Genomic DNA, 17,033 nt, shown 5'->3' with positions numbered 1-17,033 from the left:
GCGACCCAGCAGCTCAACCCATCCACAGACGATCAAGCTGGAGAAACCTCCTCCAGAACTCCTCCACAGGGACACCGTGACCCGACGACCCGGCGACCAACGCCCAAACACAGAAAACCCGCCTGACCAGCAGAAACTGCGTGATCAGACGGGTTCAAACACATTGTGGACCTTGGGGGAACTTACTACAACACAAAACCCCAGGTAGAAGCCCTGGAGACCCTGCTCCAGAAGCTCCCGGACCCGTCCACGCCCGCTCCGCCGCCCGCAAACCGGCCGAAACCAGGTCGTGCACGGCAACTCGACGCCGACCAGGTCAAGGACCTCATCGCTGGGTACCAAGCCGGAGCAACCGTGTACGAGCTGGGTACCCGGTTCGGCATCGAACGGCGCACCGTCAGCAATATCCTCAAGCGACACGACGTGCCGATGCGCCGCCGTGGACTCTCCCCCGAGCAGGTCGACGACGCGATCCACCTGTACAACCTCGGCTGGTCACTCGCGCGAGTCGGCGAACACCTGGGCGTCGACCACACCACCGTGCTGACCAAACTCCGCGAACGCGGCATCCCCACTCGCGACACCCACGGACGGCCACGATCGTGAGCTGAACACCGACTGCCCGACCAGCGACGACCAGGTCCCGATCCGCCGAGCCGGTGAGCGCGGCGACAGCCCGCGATACTACCTACGCGGAGCTGAAGGATGAGGTCTTCAAGGCCCCGTCGGTCTGGGCGCTTACCCTGGTGCCCTGCGGATCCGGCACTGACGAGGGGCGAGTACGTAGATTTGAGAGTTCTCGGCGTGAACGCGGCGGGCGGCAAGCTGTGGCTCTGCCTGGTCGACGACAACGGTGTGTTAGAGACTGAGCCCACTTGCCTTGAGTTGCGCGACGGCCCCGACGCCGGGTACGCCATCGTGGCGTTCCGGGACGAGTGCGTCCACGCGCTGACGGCACTGTCACCCAATCGGGTCGTGATCCTGGACATGGAACCGGGCGGGCGGGTACCGAAGGTTGCGGACATGCGGACTCGGTTTACCGCCGAGGCGCTGTTGGCATCTTGCGCAGTAGACGCCGGGGTGACTTGCGTTCGGCTCGCCCGCGCGACGCTCCGCTCCCGGCTGGGCCTCCCCCGCAAGGGCGCGGTCGCCGACCACGTGGCCAGCGTCTTCGATACCCCGGTAGGGAAATACTGGACGAAGAAGCGGGATCTCGCCGCTGTGGCGGCACGCGCAGAGATCGTCGGAGAGTGAGATATGCCCATCGTCGGAGACCTCCTTCAACGGCCCACCTACGAGATCCTTCAAACAATCGGGGAGGGCAACGTTGGCGTCTGCCGGCTTGCGAGGCACGACATCTTCGATCGTGACGTCGTACAGAAAACGATCTCCCTCCTCAGCGTGCCTGATGGGGTGGCCCGCGAGCCGCACCTGTTGAAGGAGGCCCGGCACAAGCATCTGATCGAGGTATGGGACGCCCAGTGGGAACCCGACCCCCAGTTCCGTGGTCTGGACGCCGTGACCTTCATCTGCGACTACTACCCAGGAGGGAGCGTCTACGACGCGCTCATGGACGGGCACGGATTCGGCGTGGCCGACGCGATGAGGATCTGCGGCCAGGTGCTGGACGCCCTGGAGTACCTGCACCAGGATCGCGCGTATGTGCACAGGGACGTGAAGCCCGGCAATGTCCTTCTCGATCAGTCACGGGAGAATGCAGTCCTCGCCGACCTAGGCTCGGCTGGCAAAATCGATCCACGCACTGGCACGGCGCCGGATTACGGGGGCACGCCCTTGTACCTCGCCCCCGAGGCCAAGTCCACTGGGCACGTGACTCTCAGGTCTGATCTTTACTCGATCGGCGTTACGACGATCGAGATGCTCGCCGGCAGGTTCCCGTACGAGCAGATCCAGTTTTCCGAGGTTGACGCTCGCCTTGCCGCGGGGAAGCGCGCGATGACCGACCGATGGTACACATTCCCGCCGCATGTGCCGCCCAACGTGAGGAGGTTTGTCAGTTCACTGGTGCGGGTGGAACCTGCCAGGGGTGTGGCGGCCACTGCCCTGCGGAGAGCGTAAAGGGATCCGAATACCCTTTCCATGTACGGAGTATGAAATGACGTCAGTCCAGGGCCGGATGGGCCTCCGGATGCTCGTCCCACCAGATCCGGTGGAACGGGTTGTTGTCCACATTGGCCAGGTACGCGTAGACGGCCGACCGGTAGAAGAGCTCCGCCTGCCGGGCCGAGACCGTCGAGCGGTTCCACGCGAGCCGGATGCGTCCGGTGAGTGGCGCCCCGATCAACGGGCGCATCACCGTGCCCGCCACGGCGGGCGCCGTGGGCTGACTGAGGGAGACGGCGCGGCCCGCGGAGATCAGGTCGTACTGCATCATGCGGTCGGTGATCCGGTAGCGCAGTGCGGGGACGAAGCCGGCCTTGGCGCAGGCCTCGACGAGCGCCTCGGGTCCGCCGTCGTCGTCCTCCACCAGGGTCATCCACTGCTCGTCGGCGAGGTCCGCGAGGTCGAGGGCCTCGAGGCGGGCCAGCGGATGCCGCGCTGACATCCGGATGCAGAAGGGCTCCTTGGGGACCAGGGTGCGGGCCGTCACGCCCGCGGGCAGCGGCACCTCGTGGTCGTTCACCTCGCCGTACACGATGACGTCGTAGCGCCCCGCGCCGAGCATCCGCACCAGGGCGGTCACCGAGTCCTCGATGTCCACGGTGATCTCCCGGCCGGACAGGACCAGATCCTGGCGGGCGATCAGTCCGTCGATCAGCACCAGCAGGATGCAGCCCAGGCGCAGCGGGGCGTCCGCGGTCCGGGCCCGCGTCTCCGCGCCGAGCGCGTCCATCTCGCTGAGCACCCGGCGCGCCTTGGCCAGGACGAACTGGCCGAGCGGGGTGGGTTCGACCCCGAGCCGGCCCCGGACGAAGAGTTCGCCGCCGGTGACCCGCTCGATCCGGCGCAGCTGGGCGGAGAGCGCCGGCTGGGAGACGCCGAGGAGCCGCGCCGCACCCCCCAGGCTGCCGGTCTCCGCTATCTGGCAGACCGCTTGCAGATGCCTCAACTCTAGCTGCATCCGGGCAGCTTACGCAGCGTCATCCGTCGGCACCATAACGCCGGTCTTATGTCGGCAGGGATGTCCCGATCTGGTCATGGCCACGCCCATACTCGACCGCGAACAGCCTGACCGCCTTTCCTCCTCCCCGCCCCATCCCCTACACGATCGGAGTGGACTCTTGCAGCCCACCAGATGGATGGCCGCCCTCGCGGCCATGGTGCTGACCACGGGCCTCGCCGGCACCCTGGCCACCACCGCCACCGCCTCGCAGAACGCGGATCCCGCGCCGGCCACCGCTGCCGAACGGGCGGTCGCCGCGGCCGACGCGGCCGTGCGCAGCGGCCTCGACAGCCTGGTCAACTCCCCCAAGCAACAGTACGACCGGCGCATGGTCACCCCCTGGGTGAAGGACCTCTACTCCGTCGCGTACGAGCGCAGCTACCGCGGCCTGCCCGTCGTCGGCGGCGACGCGGTCGTCCTCGCCGACGGCCAGGGCCGGGTACGCGCCCTCCAGTCGGCCTCCGCGACCGCGATCGACGTGGCCACCACGCCGACGGTCACGGCCCAGGCCGCCGAGGCCGTCTCGCGCGCCGAGCAGGTCAGGACCGACCAGGTGCAGAGCCGCCGGCTCGTCGTCAAGCTCAAGGACGACAAGGCGGTGCTGGCCTGGGAGACCGTCCTGATCGGGCGCACCGCCAAGGCGCCCAGCAAGCTCCACGTGTTCGTGGACGCCCGCACGGGCAAGGTCGTCGACCGCTTCGACGAAGTGGTCGCGGGCAGCGGCAACAGCAAGTGGAACGGTCCGAACCCGCTGACGATCGACACCACGGCGTCGGGCGGTACGTACTCCCTGCGCGACCCGAACCGGGCCGGCCTGAGCTGCGCCGACTACAGCTCCGGCACGGTCTTCTCGAAGTCCTCCGACTCCTGGGGCACGGGCAACCCGACCTCCAAGGAGACCGGCTGTACGGACCTGATGTTCGCGGCGCAGAAGCAGTGGGACATGCTGAGCCAGTGGCTCGGCCGCAACGGCGTCGACGGCAACGGCCGCAGCTTCCCCGCCAAGGTCGGCCTCAATGAAGTGAACGCCTACTGGGACGGCAGCAGCGTCACCATCGGGCACAACAACGCCAACGAGTGGATCGCCAGCATCGACGTGGTGGCCCACGAGTACGGGCACGCCATCGACTCCAACACCCCCGGCGGCACCAGCGGCCAGGAGTCCGGCCTCGGCGAGGCCACCGGCGACATCTTCGGCGCACTGACCGAGGCGTTCGCCAACGAGCCCTCCCCGTACGACACTCCGGACTACCTCGTCGGCGAGACGATCAACCTCGTGGGCAGCGGGCCGATCCGTAACATGTACAACCCGGCGGCCGTCAACAACGACCCGGCCTGCTACAGCTCCTCGATACCGGGCACCGAGGTGCACGCCGCGGCCGGCCCGCTGAACCACTGGTTCTACCTGCTCGCCGAGGGCACCAGCCCGGGCGGCGGCAAGCCGAACAGCAGCACCTGCAACCAGTCCACGCTGACCGGTGTGGGCGTCCAGAACGCCGGCAAGATCTTCTACGGCGGCATGCTGCTGAAGACCTCCAGCATGTCCTACAAGAAGTACCGGACCGCGACGCTCAGTTCCGCCAAGTCGCTGGACGCCACCTGCGGGCTGTTCACCAAGACCAAGGCCGCCTGGGACGCGATCAGCGTGCCCGCGCAGACCGCGGACCCGACCTGCACCCCGAGCGGCGAGAACAGCGACTTCACGCTGGCGCTGAACCCGTCCTCGGGCACTGTCCAGCAGGGCGCGTCGGCCACCACCACCGTCGCCACGGCGATCTCCACGGGCACGGCCCAGCAGGTGACCCTCACCGCGTCCGGCCTGCCGGCCGGGGTCACCGCCTCGTTCAGCCCGGCCACCGTGCAGGCCGGCCAGTCCTCGACGCTGACGCTGACCGCCTCCTCCAGCGCGGCCCCCGGATCCTCGACCGTCGTGGTCAAGGGCCAGGGCACCACCCTCTCGCACACCGTCGACTACGCGCTCACCGTCGGCGGCACCACTCCGGGCCCCGGCGCGCCGGACATCGACGTGGCCGCCGTCCAGGCGCACCTGACCCAGTTCAACACGATCGCCTCCCAGAACGGAGGCAACCGCCGTGCGGGCAGCGCCGGTTACACGGCGTCGGTGGCGTACGTCAAGGGCAAGCTGCAGGCCGCCGGCTACACGGTGACCGAGCAGAACTGCACCTCGTGCACCTACCCGTCGAACAACCTGATCGCCGACTGGCCCGGGGGTCCCGCCGACCAGACGATCATGTTCGGCGCGCACCTCGACAGCGTCTCGGCGGGTCCGGGCATCAACGACAACGGCTCGGGCTCCGCGACCCTGCTGGAGAACGCGCTCGTCCTCGCCCAGAAGAACCCCACCATGACCAAGCACGTGCGCTTCGCCTGGTGGACCGACGAGGAGCAGGGCCTCAACGGCTCGAAGTTCTACGTCAACCAGCTCACCAGCACCCAGAAGACCGCCATCAAGGCCTACTACAACTTCGACATGGTCGGCTCGACCAACGGCGGCTACTTCATCAACAACGTCAACTCCACCGCGGCCGCCCCGCTCAAGGCCTACTGGACCTCCCTGAACCTCGCTCCCGAGGAGAACACCGAGGGCCAGGGCCGCAGTGACGACTACTCCTTCCAGCAGGGCGGCATCCCCACCTCCGGCTACGCGGCCGGCGCCAGCGCCCGCAAGACCTCGGCACAGGCCGCGAAGTGGGGCGGCACCGCGAACGCGGCCTACGACCCCTGCTACCACGCGTCCTGCGACACCACGAACAACATCAGCGCCACGGTCCTGGACCGCAGCGCCGACGGCGTGGCCTACACCGTCTGGAACCAGGCCGTCGGCGGCACCACCCCCGGTCCGGACTTCTCGATCAGCGCCTCCCCGGCCACCGGCAGCGCCGCCCAGGGCGGCAGCGCCAGCTCGACGATCAACACCGCGACCACCAGCGGCGCCGCCCAGACCGTCGCCCTGTCGGTGACCGGCGCCCCGGCCGGCACCACCGCCTCGCTGAGCCCGACCTCGGTCCAGTCGGGCAGTTCCTCGACGCTCTCGGTCCAGGTCGGCGCGAGCACCGCGCCCGGCACGTACACCCTGACCGTCACCGGCACGGGCTCGGTGAGCCACACCACCACCTACACCCTGACCGTCACGGGCACCGGCCCCTCCTGCACCCCGCGCCAGCTCGTCTCCAACGGCGGGTTCGAGAGCGGCACCGCCCCCTGGACCACCACCGCGAACGTCATCACCAACCAGGCGGGGCAGACCCCGCACGGCGGCACGTACAAGGCCTGGCTCAACGGCTACGGCACGACCCGCACGGACAGCGCCTCCCAGTCCGTGACCATCCCGACCGGCTGCTCCTCTTACCAGCTCGGCTTCTACCTGCACATCGACACCGCCGAGACCGAGAACACGGCCTACGACACCTTCACGGTCTCGGTGGGCGGCCAGACGCTGGCGAGCCTGTCCAACGTGAACGCGGCCTCCGGCTACCAGCTCAAGACGTACGACGTCTCCCGGTTCGCCGGCCAGACGGTCACCCTGAAGTTCCTGGGCGTGGAGGACGCCTTCCTGCAGACCTCCTTCGTCGTGGACGACGTCACCCTCCAGGTGAGCTGACGCCCGCGGCACCCTGAGCACCACCCGGGCGGCACCCGCCCCGGCCCCACGGCCGGAGCGGGTGCCGCCCGGCCGTGCGCGGTGCATGCAGGAGCCGTGGCCCCTTCAGCGCCGCACCCACGCACGAGCCGGTTCCGGGACTCGCGCGCGATCCTGATGGCGGTCCCGTTCCTGCTGATCGCCACCGTCACGGTGGTGGACGTCCTCGCCCCGCCCGAGGTCCACCTGGGCCCCTTCCTGGTGGCCGCCCCCGCCCTCACCGCTTGACGGAGTCATCGAGGCACGTGACGCGTCGGGGGCCTTCTACCCCCTCCCGGAGCGGGCCGCGGACTGGCCCGGCGCCGGCCCGGAGGCCCTGTTGCACCACCTCTGCGCGGACCTCCTCGCCCACACTCCGAACGGTCTCCTGGGCGACGACGCGGCGATGGTGGCCATCGAGCGCGTCGGCCGGGTGCCCTGAGCGGGGGCCCGCCCCGTGGACGGGCCCCCGCCGTGACGCGGTGCGGTGACTCGGCGCCCGGGGTCAGCCGCCGTCGCGGACGGCGACGATGCCGTTGAAGACACCGACGTAGGCCGTCCCGTCGGGGCCCAGCGTGATCGGGGCCCAGTTGTTGTCGTACAGCGGGCCGGTGCCGGTCAGCTGACGCCAGCGGCGCTCCCCGGTGCGGAAGTCGACGGCCGTCAGGTACCAGGCGTCGATCCCCCAGAAGTTCGGCTCCTTCTCGTAGAAGTAGAGCAGCCCGTTCGCGGTGGAGAGCTTGGGGACCACGGAGGGCGAGCGGATCGCGCTCTGCCAGACCGTGTCGCAGCCGCTGCCGTCGGCGCGGACGTCGATGCGGCTGACGCCGCCGACGACCGACTTACCGAGGACCAGCGACGTGACGTTCTCGTAGCCGTAGTTGTTTTCGACGATGATGCTGTTGCCCCAGGTGATCAGGGAGTTGTCGGTGGTCGAGGCGCCCGATCCGAAGACCGGGACCTTGCACACCAGCCGCTGCCCCTCGGGCACGTCCGGGGCCCGCTTGAAGACCAGCACGTTCATCCGGTCGTCGGCGTTGTCGGTGATCGCGACGTAGCCGTTGCCGAAGAGGTCCGGGGTGGTGCCCGAACCCTGGTTGACCGAGCCGGGCTTGGTTCCCGTGCCCCGGTCGTAGGTCTGGCGCCACTGCGCGACGGGGGTGCCGTCGGCGGAGGCGGTGAAGCTGTACAGCGCGTGGTCGGTGACGATGGAGACGCCGTCCTCGCCGACCGAGAAGGAGTTCTGGATCTCCTCCCCCGCCAGCCGGATCGAGCGGATCACCGAGGTCGCCGGGTCCACGGTGCCGACACGGCCCTGGCGGGTGACCCACCAGATGCGGCCGTTCCAGTCGGGCATCACCGAGGTGACCGGGTCGCAGGTGCCGGTGGGCCACAGGTTGGTCCAGTCGACGCAGTCGTGCGGGACCTGGCCGGTGAGGTCCCAGTCGTCGTCCACCTTGAACTGCCAGCCGCCGTCCGCGTTCTGGACGTGCGAGAGCCTCAGGATGTGCTGGCGGGAGTCGGCCAGCACCGCACGGTCCTGGTGGTCCAGGTAGAAGTAGGCGCCGCCCGAGGTGTCCTTGAAGATCTTCGAGAAGTCCAGCGAGGTGATCGCCTGGACCGTCGAGGAACGCTGCGGGAGCTGGTACTCCGCGAGCGTGGCGAGCGTACGGGGCTCCAGCAGCTTGACCTTGAAGCCGCCGAAGGTGCCGCACACCGTGACCAGCCGGCCGCCCGAGTCGAAGGTGGCGGTGGCGCATTCGCCGCCGACGGCGGCGATCTTCTCGCTGGTCACCTTCGGGTTCTTGCCGAGCGGTCCCGACCAGGGCGAGGTGGCGCTGCCCGCCGCGTCGGAGTGCATGCCGCTGCGGCCGTTGGGCGCGAGGAACGGGTGCTGCGGGCCGCGGCCGGGGCGCCGTCGTAGTGGCTGACCAGGCGGTGGCCCGGAGCCAGGGGTATCTCCTCGGCGGCGGCCGGCGAGACCCCGTACAGCACCGCGCATGCGGCGAGAGCCGGCGCCACGGCGCAGTTCAGCGCTCTTCGGAACATCCGGACTTCCTCCCTTGTCCTCAGTGTTGTTGACATTGCGTATGACATCGCGCCGCGGCCAGACGCTAGATCGCACTGCCTGAGGAGTCCATGGAAGAGCCGGATGATTCACGAAGGCGCAACAGTTGATCAACGCGCGGACGGAGAGGGGCGGGTGACGGCCACGGGTCAGGGCTTGAAGCCGCTGACCACGTTCGCCGTGGCCGAGACCCCGTTGTGGATGGTCTGCGCGAGACTGCTGCTCGCGAGGTAGAAGCCGAGCAGGACACAGACGAGCGCGTGCGACAGCTTGAGGCCGCCGCCGCGCATGAAGATCCACGCGAGGACGAGGAGCAGGACGAGGACGGAGAGGGAGATCACCATCGGAACACCTCCTTACGCGCCGCCATGGTGGCGCAGCGGAAGGTCTCTTCGGGCGAAACCCGTGTCCGCCAAACGGGTGTTGACGGTCCGTGACCGGTGTTCAGTCCTTGACGATCTCGTCCCAGTGGGCCGTCCGCCCGCACCAGCGCCCGAGCAGAACGGGGTCGTGTCCCACCGCCAGCAGGCCCGCGCCGGACTCCTCCCGGTACTCCTCCACTACGCCGACCAGCGCGGCGGTGGTGGACGCGTCGAGCATGGCGGTCATCTCGTCGCACACCAGCCAGCGCGGCCGGAGCACCAAGGCCCTTGCCACACAGACCCGTTGCAGCTGACCGTCGCTCACCTCGTGGGGCCGCCGGTCGAGCAGGTCCGCTCCCAGGCCGACCCGGTCCGCCAACTCGGGAACGATGGCGTCGATTTCGCCGCGCCGGCCGGTGGCCCGGAGCGGCTCGGCGACGAGCTCGCGCAGCCTGAGCCGGGGGTCCGCCGCGAGCCGGGGCTGTTGGAACACCATGCCGACGGAGGTCCGCAGGGCGCGCGGGGCCCGGTGCCGGAACCCGGTCACCGCGCGGCCGTCGAAGGCCACGGTCCCCCGGTCGGGCCGGTGCAGCAGGGCGACGACCCTCGCCAGCGTGGACTTGCCGCAGCCGCTCGGGCCGAGCAGTCCGAGGGATGCGCCGGGGGCGAGGCTCAGGTGCGCGCCGCGGACGACGGGGGCCCGGCGGTCGTAGCCGGCGGTGATGCCGGTGAGCTCAAGCATGGTGGCAGGCCACCCCTTCGGTGAGCGGGGGCCGCTCGGCCCGGCAGCGGGAGTCGGCGCGCGGACAGCGGGCGGCGAAGGCGCAGCCGGGCGGGAGCGCGCCGAGCTCGGGCGGGGCGCCCGGGATGGGGGCGAAGGCCCGCTCGGGCAGGGCGTCGAGGAGTCCGCGCGCGTAGGGGTGGCGGGGGCCCGGAGCGCCGAAGAAGGCTTCGGCGGAGGCGGTTTCCACGATGCGGCCCGCGTACATGACGGCCACGGTGTCGGCGATGCGGTGGGCCGCCGCGAGGTCGTGCGTGATCATGAGCAGCGCCCGGCCGGCGTCCCGGGTGTGGGCGCGCAGCTCGTCGACGGTGCGGTGGACGAGGTCACGGTCGAGGCCGGTGGTCGGCTCGTCGGCGAGCAGCAGGGGCGCGTCGCCGATCAGCGCGAGCGCGGTGGCGGCACGCTGGGCGAGCCCGCCGGAGAGCTGGTGGGGATGGCGGTCGAGGTGGGTGGCGGGGAAGGCCGCCCGGCCGGCTGCGGCCTCGGCCGCTTCCCGCAGGTCCGCCCTGGCGGTCCCGGTCAGTTCGCGGACCGTCTCCTCCAGGTGGGAGCGGATGGTGCGGACCGGGGTGAGGTGCGCGGCCGGGCTCTGCGGCACCAGTGCGACGCGGCGGCCCCGGACGCTCCGGGCGAGGGTGCGCTCGTCGAGGGCGAGCAGGTCGGTCCCGTCGGCGAGCCGGGCGGAGCCCGCGGTCTCGGCGTTGCCGGGGAGCAGTCCGAGGAGGGCGGAGGCGAGCACGGACTTGCCGCAGCCGCTCTCGCCGACGAGGGCGAGGCACGCGCCGGGAGCCAGGGCGAGGGTGGCGTCGGTGACGGCCGCGACGTACCGGCCGCCGCGCATGCGGAAGCGGACGGAGAGCCGGTCCAGTTCGAGGACGGGCCGGATGGAAGTCTTCACAGGCTCAGCTCCGAACGGCGGCGGGGGTCGAGGCGCTCGCGCCAGGCGCCCGCGAGGCCGGCGATCGCCAGGGTCGGGACGATCAGGAGGAGCCCAGGGAAGAGCGTGGGCCACCAGTCGCCGGCGAGCAGCGAACCGCGGGCCGCCTGAACCAGGTTGCCCAGGCTCGCCTGGTGCGCCGGCAGGCCGAGACCCAGGAAGGACAGGGCCGACTCGTGCCACATGGCGTGCGGGACCATCAGTACGGCGGCGAGCCCGGCCTGCGGCAGCACTCCGGGCACGAGGTGGCGTACGGCCACCCGCCACCGCGAGGCGCCCCCCGAGACCGCCGCGTCCACATGGGGCCGCGAGCGGAGCGAGAGGACCTCCGCGCGGACGATGCGGGCCGTGGACAGCCAGTGGGTCAGGGCCACGGAGACGACCACGGGCCACACCCCCGGCCGGAACATCGCCACGATGAAGATGCCGAGCAGCAGGTGCGGGATCGAGGACAGGGCGTCCACCACCCGCATGACGCACCGGTCCGTCCACCCGCCGAGCGCTCCGGCGAGCGCGCCGACCGCCGTGCCGAGGACGGTGGCGACCAGCGCCGCCACCAGCCCGACCAGCAGCGAGACGCGCAGCCCGTAGACGCAGCGCAGCAGCAGGTCGCGGCCCACGTCGTCGGTGCCGAAGGGATGGGCCCAGGAGGGCGGCAGGAGCTTTGCCGACAAGTCGACCGCCTGCTGGTCGAGTTGCACCAGCGGCGGAACCAGCAGCACCGCCAGCGCGACGAGGACGACGATCACCGCCGAGGTCCGCACCCGCACGTTCCGGGTGGAGCCGCGGTCGCGGCCGTGGGGCCGCCAGAGCGGTGCTCCGGTCGTGACGGCCGTGTCGGTCGTGTCGGTCGTGTCAGCCATCGAAGCCCACCCTCGGGTCCGCCAGCCCGTAGAGCAGGTCGGACAGCAGGTTTCCGGCCAGCACGGCCGCGGTGGCCAGGACCGTCAGCGCGGCCAGGAGCGGGAAGTCCACCGAGGTCGCGGCCTGGACGGTGGCCGCGGCGATGCCGGGCCAGCTGAAGACGGTCTCCACCAGCAGCGCGCCGGTGATCAGCTCCGGTACGCGCGACCCGATCAGGGTCAGCATCGGGAGCATGCCGGAGCGCAGTCCGTGGCCGAGCAGCACCCGCCGCTCCCCCAGGCCCCGCGCCCGGGCGCCCCGTACGGGATCCTCCTGCAGCGCGTCGGCCACGCCCTGCCTGACGTACAGGAAGAACCAGGGCAGTTGGGAGATGCCGAGGACCAGCGCGGGGAGCACGAGGTGGCGGGCCACCTGCCCGGCGGTGACCACGTCGCTGCCCGCGTCGGTGAGGCCGCCGGACGGCAGCACGCCGAGGCGCACCGAGAAGAACCAGATGGCGAGCAGGCCCAGCCAGAAGGCCGGGGCCGCCTCGAGGGTGTACGCGAGTCCGGAGACGGCCCGGTCCAGGCGCCCGCCCTGCCTGCGCGCGGCCAGGACGCCGAGCCCGGTGCCCAGCAGCACGGCGACGGCGAAGGCGCACAGTGCGAGCAGCGCCGACCAGCCGAGCCGTTCGGCGATGACGTCGGAGACGGGCTGGCGCATGACGGCGGAGGTGCCGAGGTCCCCGGTCAGCGCCGAGGTGAGCCACTCCCACCAGCGCGTGAGCAGGGGCTGGTCCGCCCCGAGGTTGACCCGCAGCTGGTCGAGTCCGGCCTGGGAGGCGGTGAGCCCGGCGGTCCCGGCGTATGCCTTGACGGGGTCGAAGGGGGAGAGCGCGGCCACCGCGAACACCCCGAAGGTGACGGCGAGCAGGACGGGGCCGGCGAACAGGGTCCGCCGCGCCGCCATGCGCGCCATCGGCCGCCACGGGAGGCGGTGGAGGCGGTGGAGGTCGGGGAGACGGTGAAGCCGGTGGAGACGGTGGAGACGGCTCACTTCTGCTTCGGCTTCCAGCTCTCGACGTTCCACCAGGGGCCGGTTCCGAGGCCGTGGTCGTGCGGCTCCACCTGGGTCGTGAGCCCGTCCCACTTGTCGGCCACGACGTAGAGGTGGTCGATGTGGGTGAGGTAGACGTAGCCCGGGTTCTTGACCAGTTCGCGCTGGACCGTGTCGTACGCGGCCTTGCGCACGGCCGGGTCCGCGCTCCGGCGGCCGTCGAGCAGCGCCTTGTCGACGGCCGGGTTGTCGTACCGGGCCATGTTGTTGAAGCCGTCGCCCGCGAGGGCGGAGTTCAGTGTCAGGTACTGGTCGAAGTCCGGGTCGGCCGGGGAGCCGCCGCCGGCGAGGACGGCGTCGGTCTTCATCCGGGGCTCGATGACCTCCCAGCTGCCGGACTCGGTGGTGACCTGGATGCCGGCCTTCTTGGCGTCGGAAGCGAAGGCGAGGGCGTGTTCCTGGCGGAGCTTGTCGCCGGAGGGGTACCAGAGCGGGAAGGCGGCGCGGACCCCGTTCCTGGCGCGGATGCCGTCGGCGCCGGGGATCCAGCCGGCGTCGTCGAGGATCTTCTCGGCCTTGCCGAGGTCGTGCGGGCGTTCCGTACCTGCCGTGAACCAGGGGCTGCCGGTCGGGACGGGACCGTAGGCGGCCTTGCCCGCGCCGTCCAGGAGCTTGTCGACCATCGTGTCCCGGTCCACGGCGATGTCCAGGGCCTGGCGGACGGCCGTGTCGCCGGTGACCGGGTGGTCCGTCGGCAGGGTGACCTGGCGGTAGTCGTAGGTCTTGGCCGCATGCATCCCCCAGCCACCGCTGGGAGGTGCTCCCGGGAGCGCCTTGCCGGCCGCGAACCCCTTGGCCAGGTTCGGCGGCAGGACGGCCCCGTCGAGTTCGCCGGAGCGCAGCCGGGTGGCGCGTACGTCGTCGTCCTTGATGACCGCCATGGTGAACTTCTTCACCGCGGGCTCGCCGCCCCAGTAGGCCGGGTTGGCCTTGAAGCTCAGCTTCTCGCCCTTGGACCAGGCGGTGAGGACGTACGGTCCGGTGCCGACGGGCTTGGTGGTGAACTCGCCGCTGTTGACGTCCTGTCCGCCGGCGATGTGCTCGGGGGCGATGGGCAGGACGGTCCGCTCGGCGAAGGGGGCGTAGGGGTACTTCAGGGTGAAGACGACGGAGTCCTCGCCGCGCGCCGTGACGTCCGCGATCGCGTCGAGCTCGGACTTGGACGCGTTGTTCGTCTTCGCGTCGAGGATCGTCCGGTAGGTGAAGACGACGTCCTTGGCGCCGAAGGGCCGTCCGTCGCTGAACCGCACGCCCCGGCGGAGCGCATAGGTGTAGGTGAGTCCGTCCGCGGAGACCTCCGGTAGGGCGGCGGCGAGCGCGGGCTTCAGCTTCATGCCGATGTCGTGCGCCAGCAGCCCGTCGAAGATCTTCGAGTTGCCGTCCTTGCCGTAGCCCAGCAGCGGGCTGAGGCTCTCCGGCTCGGTGGCTATGCCGACCACGGCGGAGTCGGCCGCCCCGGCACCCGCCGCGGCACCTCCCCCGGGGTTCGAACAGGCCGCCGCGCCCGTGACGATCACCGCGGCCGCGAACTGCTGGATGGGCTGGATCGACTGGGACAGCAGTTGGTCCTTCCAACCCTTGAGACTCGTGCCGGTCCAGTCGCCGTACGCGCGTTTGACCTGCGCGGTGCCGTACTTGGCGACCTCGGCTAGTAACCCTTCGGTGATCGACGGCCGCGCGTTGTCCGCGTCGATCAGCACCGCCAGCCTGGCTGCGTTCTCGCGGCCGGCGCCGCCCTCACCCGGCGCATCACGGCGCTGGCCCGCTACGGCCCCCGCATCACCGCGGCCGTGCTCATCCTCACCGGCGCCTACCTGGCCTGGTACTGGTACCCGGCCGCCACCAGCGGCACCACCACCAGCGGCAACGGGCTGGCGCGCTTCTCGGCCACCGCCACCACCTGGATCAGCGCCCACACCGGCACCATCACCGCGCTCGCCGCCGCGGCCGTCCTCACCGTCACCGCCCTCGCGGTCGGCTACCGCCTGCGCCGCCGGACCATCACCCGCGCCGACACAGGTCCAACCGCCTCACCAGGCCCAGACTGCTGCGACAGCGACGTGGCCCAAGACCGAGGCGACCGGTCACCGGCTCGGTGACTCCACCCCGCAGCGCGCACCGTGTCCATCAGTGTGCAAGATCCCTGCTGGAGCCACACATCCGCCACACCGGTGGGCGCCAACTCACGTGACGAAATCCGGACCGACGTTCACGAGAGTGTCGGCCCCAGGCTCGTGGTGGCGTGCCCGGTGCGGTCGATGTGCGTGGCGAGTCTGCCGGCGTAGCCGTCCAGCAGCGTGCGCAGCGCGCTGTCGTGGGGTCGTGTGCGGGGCTGCCGCAGGCGTGCCCAGAAGGCGTAGTCGCTGATCCGCCAGGCGCCCTGCTGGTCGGCGGGTTGCTGGTCGCGCAGCGGGTGCGGGGCGAAGACGTGCTCGGTTCCGGTGACGTGTGCCCACACATAGATTGAGGCGCTCTGGCGTTTCCGGTCGCCGAGCTGGGGCTGGCGTCCGTGGACCCATTCCGTTGGTGGTAGCTGGTCGGCGATCCAGCGCCAGGTCTCGGCGTCGATGCACCAGTCCCCGCGCAGCGCGGCGCGCCGCCGGTCGTAGTCGATCAGGTCGGGGGTTGCCGCGAGGTGGTCGACGAGTTGGTGCAGCGCGGTGTCGAACTCGTGTGGGTCGGGGCGAGCGCGTGTCCAGCGGTGCAGTGCCTTGGCGCTGGAGTGGCAGCGATCGAGGACGGCGGGAGTGTCGGGCAGGCCGAGGCGCCCGGCGGCCTGCTTGATGGAGCCGCCGGCCGCGAGCTGACACAGGTGCAGCGCGGCGCCGCGGCGCAGGTGGACCTCGGCGATGCCGGTGAAGTGCCGCAAGTGCTTGCCGTACCAGTCTTGTTGCAGGAACTGGGCGATGTGTTCGGGACCGAACGGGGTGCGGCGGATGGGTGCGGAAAGGCCGCGGGATCGTCGGGCGCTGGTGTAGCTCTGGAGGACTGGGGCGACCGCCTGGCGCATCCCCTCCGAGCAGTCCGGGCGTCCGGACAGGAAAGTCCGACTCCAAGCGGCTTTGCCCGGCCGGCGGTCGTCGTGGGCCAGCAGGCGCCGCATTTCGGTGCTCAGGGCGTGCGGCGAGCCGAGCTGGAGTAGGTGGTCGGCGATGTCCAGCAGCGTGGCGCAGGCGAGGGCGTCCAGCGGGGGCGACTTGAGGAAGTGCTGGACGCTTTGGTTGTAGCCCGTGGAGTTGGGGTTGCGGACGGTGGCCTGGAATCGTGCGTTGAGGTCTGCCAGGTGCTCGTCGAGCGCGTCGGCGAGGGCCGGGTAGGCGGCGAAGTCGCGGCCCAGCGGCCAGGAGACCCGAACCAGGTAGGCCATCATCTCCAGGTCGACGAAGTAGTGGCGGGCGGCGGTCTCTCGGCCGAGCACGTCGATCCGGTCCGGCCGTTGTGGATCGAGGGCGGCGTCGATGCGGTGCTGGAGGTCGAGCATCGCGACGGACACCGTGCTGGCCGGGTGGCCAACTGGGTGCTGGGGTGCGGAAAGCCAGGCGGCGCAGGCAGTGCGCTCGGCGTCGCGGGCGCCGATCCCGCCAGAGAACCGGCATTGTGTGGGGTGCAGGCTGGTGGTGCCCCACTGGGGATGACCGCCGCCGTGCCGGAGGTGGACTGGGTGGTGGCAGGCCGGGCACTGGTGATCGAGGTAGCGGCGGTGCTCGGTGCAGACGAACACGACCGGCAGCCGCCAGGTTCTGCGCCACGCGCCGCCGAGTGCCCGGCCGAGTTCGGTGTCCTCACCGGTCAGGCAGGCCGGGCAGTAGCGAGTGGACCGGGTGAACAGCCACCGGTCGAAGTAGGTGGTGCTGCCCCAGCGGTTCGGGCCGCGTTTCGGTTGGGCGGCGGGGTAGCGATCGCCCAGCGCGCTGAGGAACAGTTTGTCGGTCTCGGCGGCGGTCAGCCTGGTCGCGTGCGCGAAGGCGTGCCGTGCGGCGGGAACGACGTGGACGGCCAGGCCCAGGGCGGAGGTGCTGCTGCGGTGGCCGGTGTTCAGGCCGGTGAGTTCGACCACGCGGGCGGGCGGGATCTGAAGCCGGTGAGCCAGGCGCAGCACGAAGCCGGTGATCGACTCGTCCGGCAGCGGGTCAAGGCTGCGCGGCAGCGGCCGGGACAC

General features: G+C 70.8%; 16 protein-coding genes. 7 read left to right on the top strand and 9 right to left on the bottom strand.

Going from position 1 to position 17,033, the window contains the following annotated elements; all coding sequences use genetic code 11:
- Window positions 1–354 precede the first annotated feature (354 nt).
- The 3 genes from ACSHT8_RS29045 (at window position 355) to ACSHT8_RS29035 (ending at window position 2,079) form a co-directional block, all read left to right on the top strand.
- Entirely contained in the window at window positions 355–606 is a 252-nt protein-coding gene (locus tag ACSHT8_RS29045) for a hypothetical protein (RefSeq protein ID WP_232285517.1), read from the top strand.
- Between the two features lie 198 nt (window positions 607–804).
- Complete coding sequence (locus ACSHT8_RS29040; RefSeq protein WP_009151869.1) at window positions 805–1,254, top strand: hypothetical protein; 450 nt, start codon at window positions 805–807, stop codon at window positions 1,252–1,254.
- 3 nt (window positions 1,255–1,257) lie between these two features.
- The gene (locus tag ACSHT8_RS29035) at window positions 1,258–2,079 is read left to right on the top strand and encodes a serine/threonine-protein kinase (protein WP_436494304.1); all 822 of its coding nucleotides are present in this window, start codon (window positions 1,258–1,260) and stop codon (window positions 2,077–2,079) included.
- A gap of 43 nt (window positions 2,080–2,122) precedes the next feature.
- On the opposite strand, the gene ACSHT8_RS29030 is transcribed toward ACSHT8_RS29035, so the two are convergent.
- The gene (locus ACSHT8_RS29030) at window positions 2,123–3,082 is read right to left on the bottom strand and encodes a LysR family transcriptional regulator (RefSeq protein ID WP_436494303.1); all 960 of its coding nucleotides are present in this window, start codon (window positions 3,080–3,082) and stop codon (window positions 2,123–2,125) included.
- Window positions 3,083–3,242: 160 nt separating this feature from the next.
- Between ACSHT8_RS29030 and ACSHT8_RS29025 the strand changes: the two genes are divergently transcribed.
- From ACSHT8_RS29025 to ACSHT8_RS29015, 3 genes are all read left to right on the top strand, one after another.
- Window positions 3,243–6,746 (top strand): M28 family peptidase, encoded by a 3,504-nt coding sequence (locus ACSHT8_RS29025; protein WP_436494301.1) that lies wholly within the window; start codon window positions 3,243–3,245, stop codon window positions 6,744–6,746.
- A gap of 96 nt (window positions 6,747–6,842) precedes the next feature.
- Window positions 6,843–7,013: a hypothetical protein gene (locus tag ACSHT8_RS29020; RefSeq protein WP_436494299.1), complete on the top strand. Its 171-nt coding sequence runs from the start codon at window positions 6,843–6,845 to the stop codon at window positions 7,011–7,013.
- A gap of 7 nt (window positions 7,014–7,020) precedes the next feature.
- Window positions 7,021–7,206, top strand: coding sequence for a hypothetical protein (locus ACSHT8_RS29015; RefSeq protein ID WP_436502215.1), 186 nt, complete (start codon window positions 7,021–7,023; stop codon window positions 7,204–7,206).
- A gap of 63 nt (window positions 7,207–7,269) precedes the next feature.
- Here the strand turns inward: ACSHT8_RS29015 and ACSHT8_RS29010 are convergent, their stop codons facing one another.
- The 7 genes from ACSHT8_RS29010 to ACSHT8_RS28980 all read right to left on the bottom strand — a co-directional run bounded on the left by ACSHT8_RS29010 (window position 7,270) and on the right by ACSHT8_RS28980 (window position 14,574).
- Entirely contained in the window at window positions 7,270–8,625 is a 1,356-nt protein-coding gene (locus tag ACSHT8_RS29010) for a hypothetical protein (RefSeq protein ID WP_436494297.1), read from the bottom strand.
- Between the two features lie 356 nt (window positions 8,626–8,981).
- Entirely contained in the window at window positions 8,982–9,176 is a 195-nt protein-coding gene (locus ACSHT8_RS29005; RefSeq protein WP_243341740.1) for a hypothetical protein, read from the bottom strand.
- Between the two features lie 100 nt (window positions 9,177–9,276).
- The gene (locus ACSHT8_RS29000) at window positions 9,277–9,936 is read right to left on the bottom strand and encodes an ABC transporter ATP-binding protein (protein WP_436494295.1); all 660 of its coding nucleotides are present in this window, start codon (window positions 9,934–9,936) and stop codon (window positions 9,277–9,279) included.
- Window positions 9,929–10,876: an ABC transporter ATP-binding protein gene (locus ACSHT8_RS28995; protein WP_436494293.1), complete on the bottom strand. Its 948-nt coding sequence runs from the start codon at window positions 10,874–10,876 to the stop codon at window positions 9,929–9,931. Before ACSHT8_RS28995 ends, ACSHT8_RS29000 begins: the two co-directional genes overlap by 8 nt.
- Complete coding sequence (locus ACSHT8_RS28990; protein WP_436494292.1) at window positions 10,873–11,778, bottom strand: ABC transporter permease; 906 nt, start codon at window positions 11,776–11,778, stop codon at window positions 10,873–10,875. Before ACSHT8_RS28990 ends, ACSHT8_RS28995 begins: the two co-directional genes overlap by 4 nt.
- Window positions 11,771–12,736, bottom strand: a complete 966-nt coding sequence (locus tag ACSHT8_RS28985) for an ABC transporter permease (protein ID WP_436494290.1) — start codon at window positions 12,734–12,736, stop codon at window positions 11,771–11,773. Before ACSHT8_RS28985 ends, ACSHT8_RS28990 begins: the two co-directional genes overlap by 8 nt.
- A gap of 74 nt (window positions 12,737–12,810) precedes the next feature.
- Window positions 12,811–14,574, bottom strand: coding sequence for an ABC transporter substrate-binding protein (locus ACSHT8_RS28980; protein WP_436494288.1), 1,764 nt, complete (start codon window positions 14,572–14,574; stop codon window positions 12,811–12,813).
- A 90-nt stretch (window positions 14,575–14,664) separates the two neighbouring features.
- On the opposite strand from ACSHT8_RS28980, the gene ACSHT8_RS28975 reads away from it, so the two are divergent.
- Entirely contained in the window at window positions 14,665–14,973 is a 309-nt protein-coding gene (locus ACSHT8_RS28975; RefSeq protein ID WP_436494286.1) for a hypothetical protein, read from the top strand.
- Window positions 14,974–15,083: 110 nt separating this feature from the next.
- Here the strand turns inward: ACSHT8_RS28975 and ACSHT8_RS28970 are convergent, their stop codons facing one another.
- Complete coding sequence (locus ACSHT8_RS28970; protein WP_436494284.1) at window positions 15,084–17,033, bottom strand: TniQ family protein; 1,950 nt, start codon at window positions 17,031–17,033, stop codon at window positions 15,084–15,086.

Origin of the sequence: Actinokineospora sp. HUAS TT18 (genome assembly GCF_051364635.1) — a bacterium.
Classification (GTDB): domain Bacteria; phylum Actinomycetota; class Actinomycetes; order Mycobacteriales; family Pseudonocardiaceae; genus Actinokineospora.
This window is presented reverse-complemented; position numbering and strand designations above follow the sequence as displayed.

Coding starts and splice junctions, on each gene's coding strand:
- ACSHT8_RS29000 (WP_436494295.1), bottom strand. CDS start 9,936: ATGCTTGAGCTCACCGGCATCACCGCCGGCTACGACCGCCGGGCCCCC.
- ACSHT8_RS29030 (WP_436494303.1), bottom strand. CDS start 3,082: ATGCAGCTAGAGTTGAGGCATCTGCAAGCGGTCTGCCAGATAGCGGAG.
- ACSHT8_RS28990 (WP_436494292.1), bottom strand. CDS start 11,778: ATGGCTGACACGACCGACACGACCGACACGGCCGTCACGACCGGAGCA.
- ACSHT8_RS29010 (WP_436494297.1), bottom strand. CDS start 8,625: ATGCACTCCGACGCGGCGGGCAGCGCCACCTCGCCCTGGTCGGGACCG.
- ACSHT8_RS29005 (WP_243341740.1), bottom strand. CDS start 9,176: ATGGTGATCTCCCTCTCCGTCCTCGTCCTGCTCCTCGTCCTCGCGTGG.
- ACSHT8_RS29035 (WP_436494304.1), top strand. CDS start 1,258: ATGCCCATCGTCGGAGACCTCCTTCAACGGCCCACCTACGAGATCCTT.
- ACSHT8_RS28985 (WP_436494290.1), bottom strand. CDS start 12,736: ATGGCGCGCATGGCGGCGCGGCGGACCCTGTTCGCCGGCCCCGTCCTG.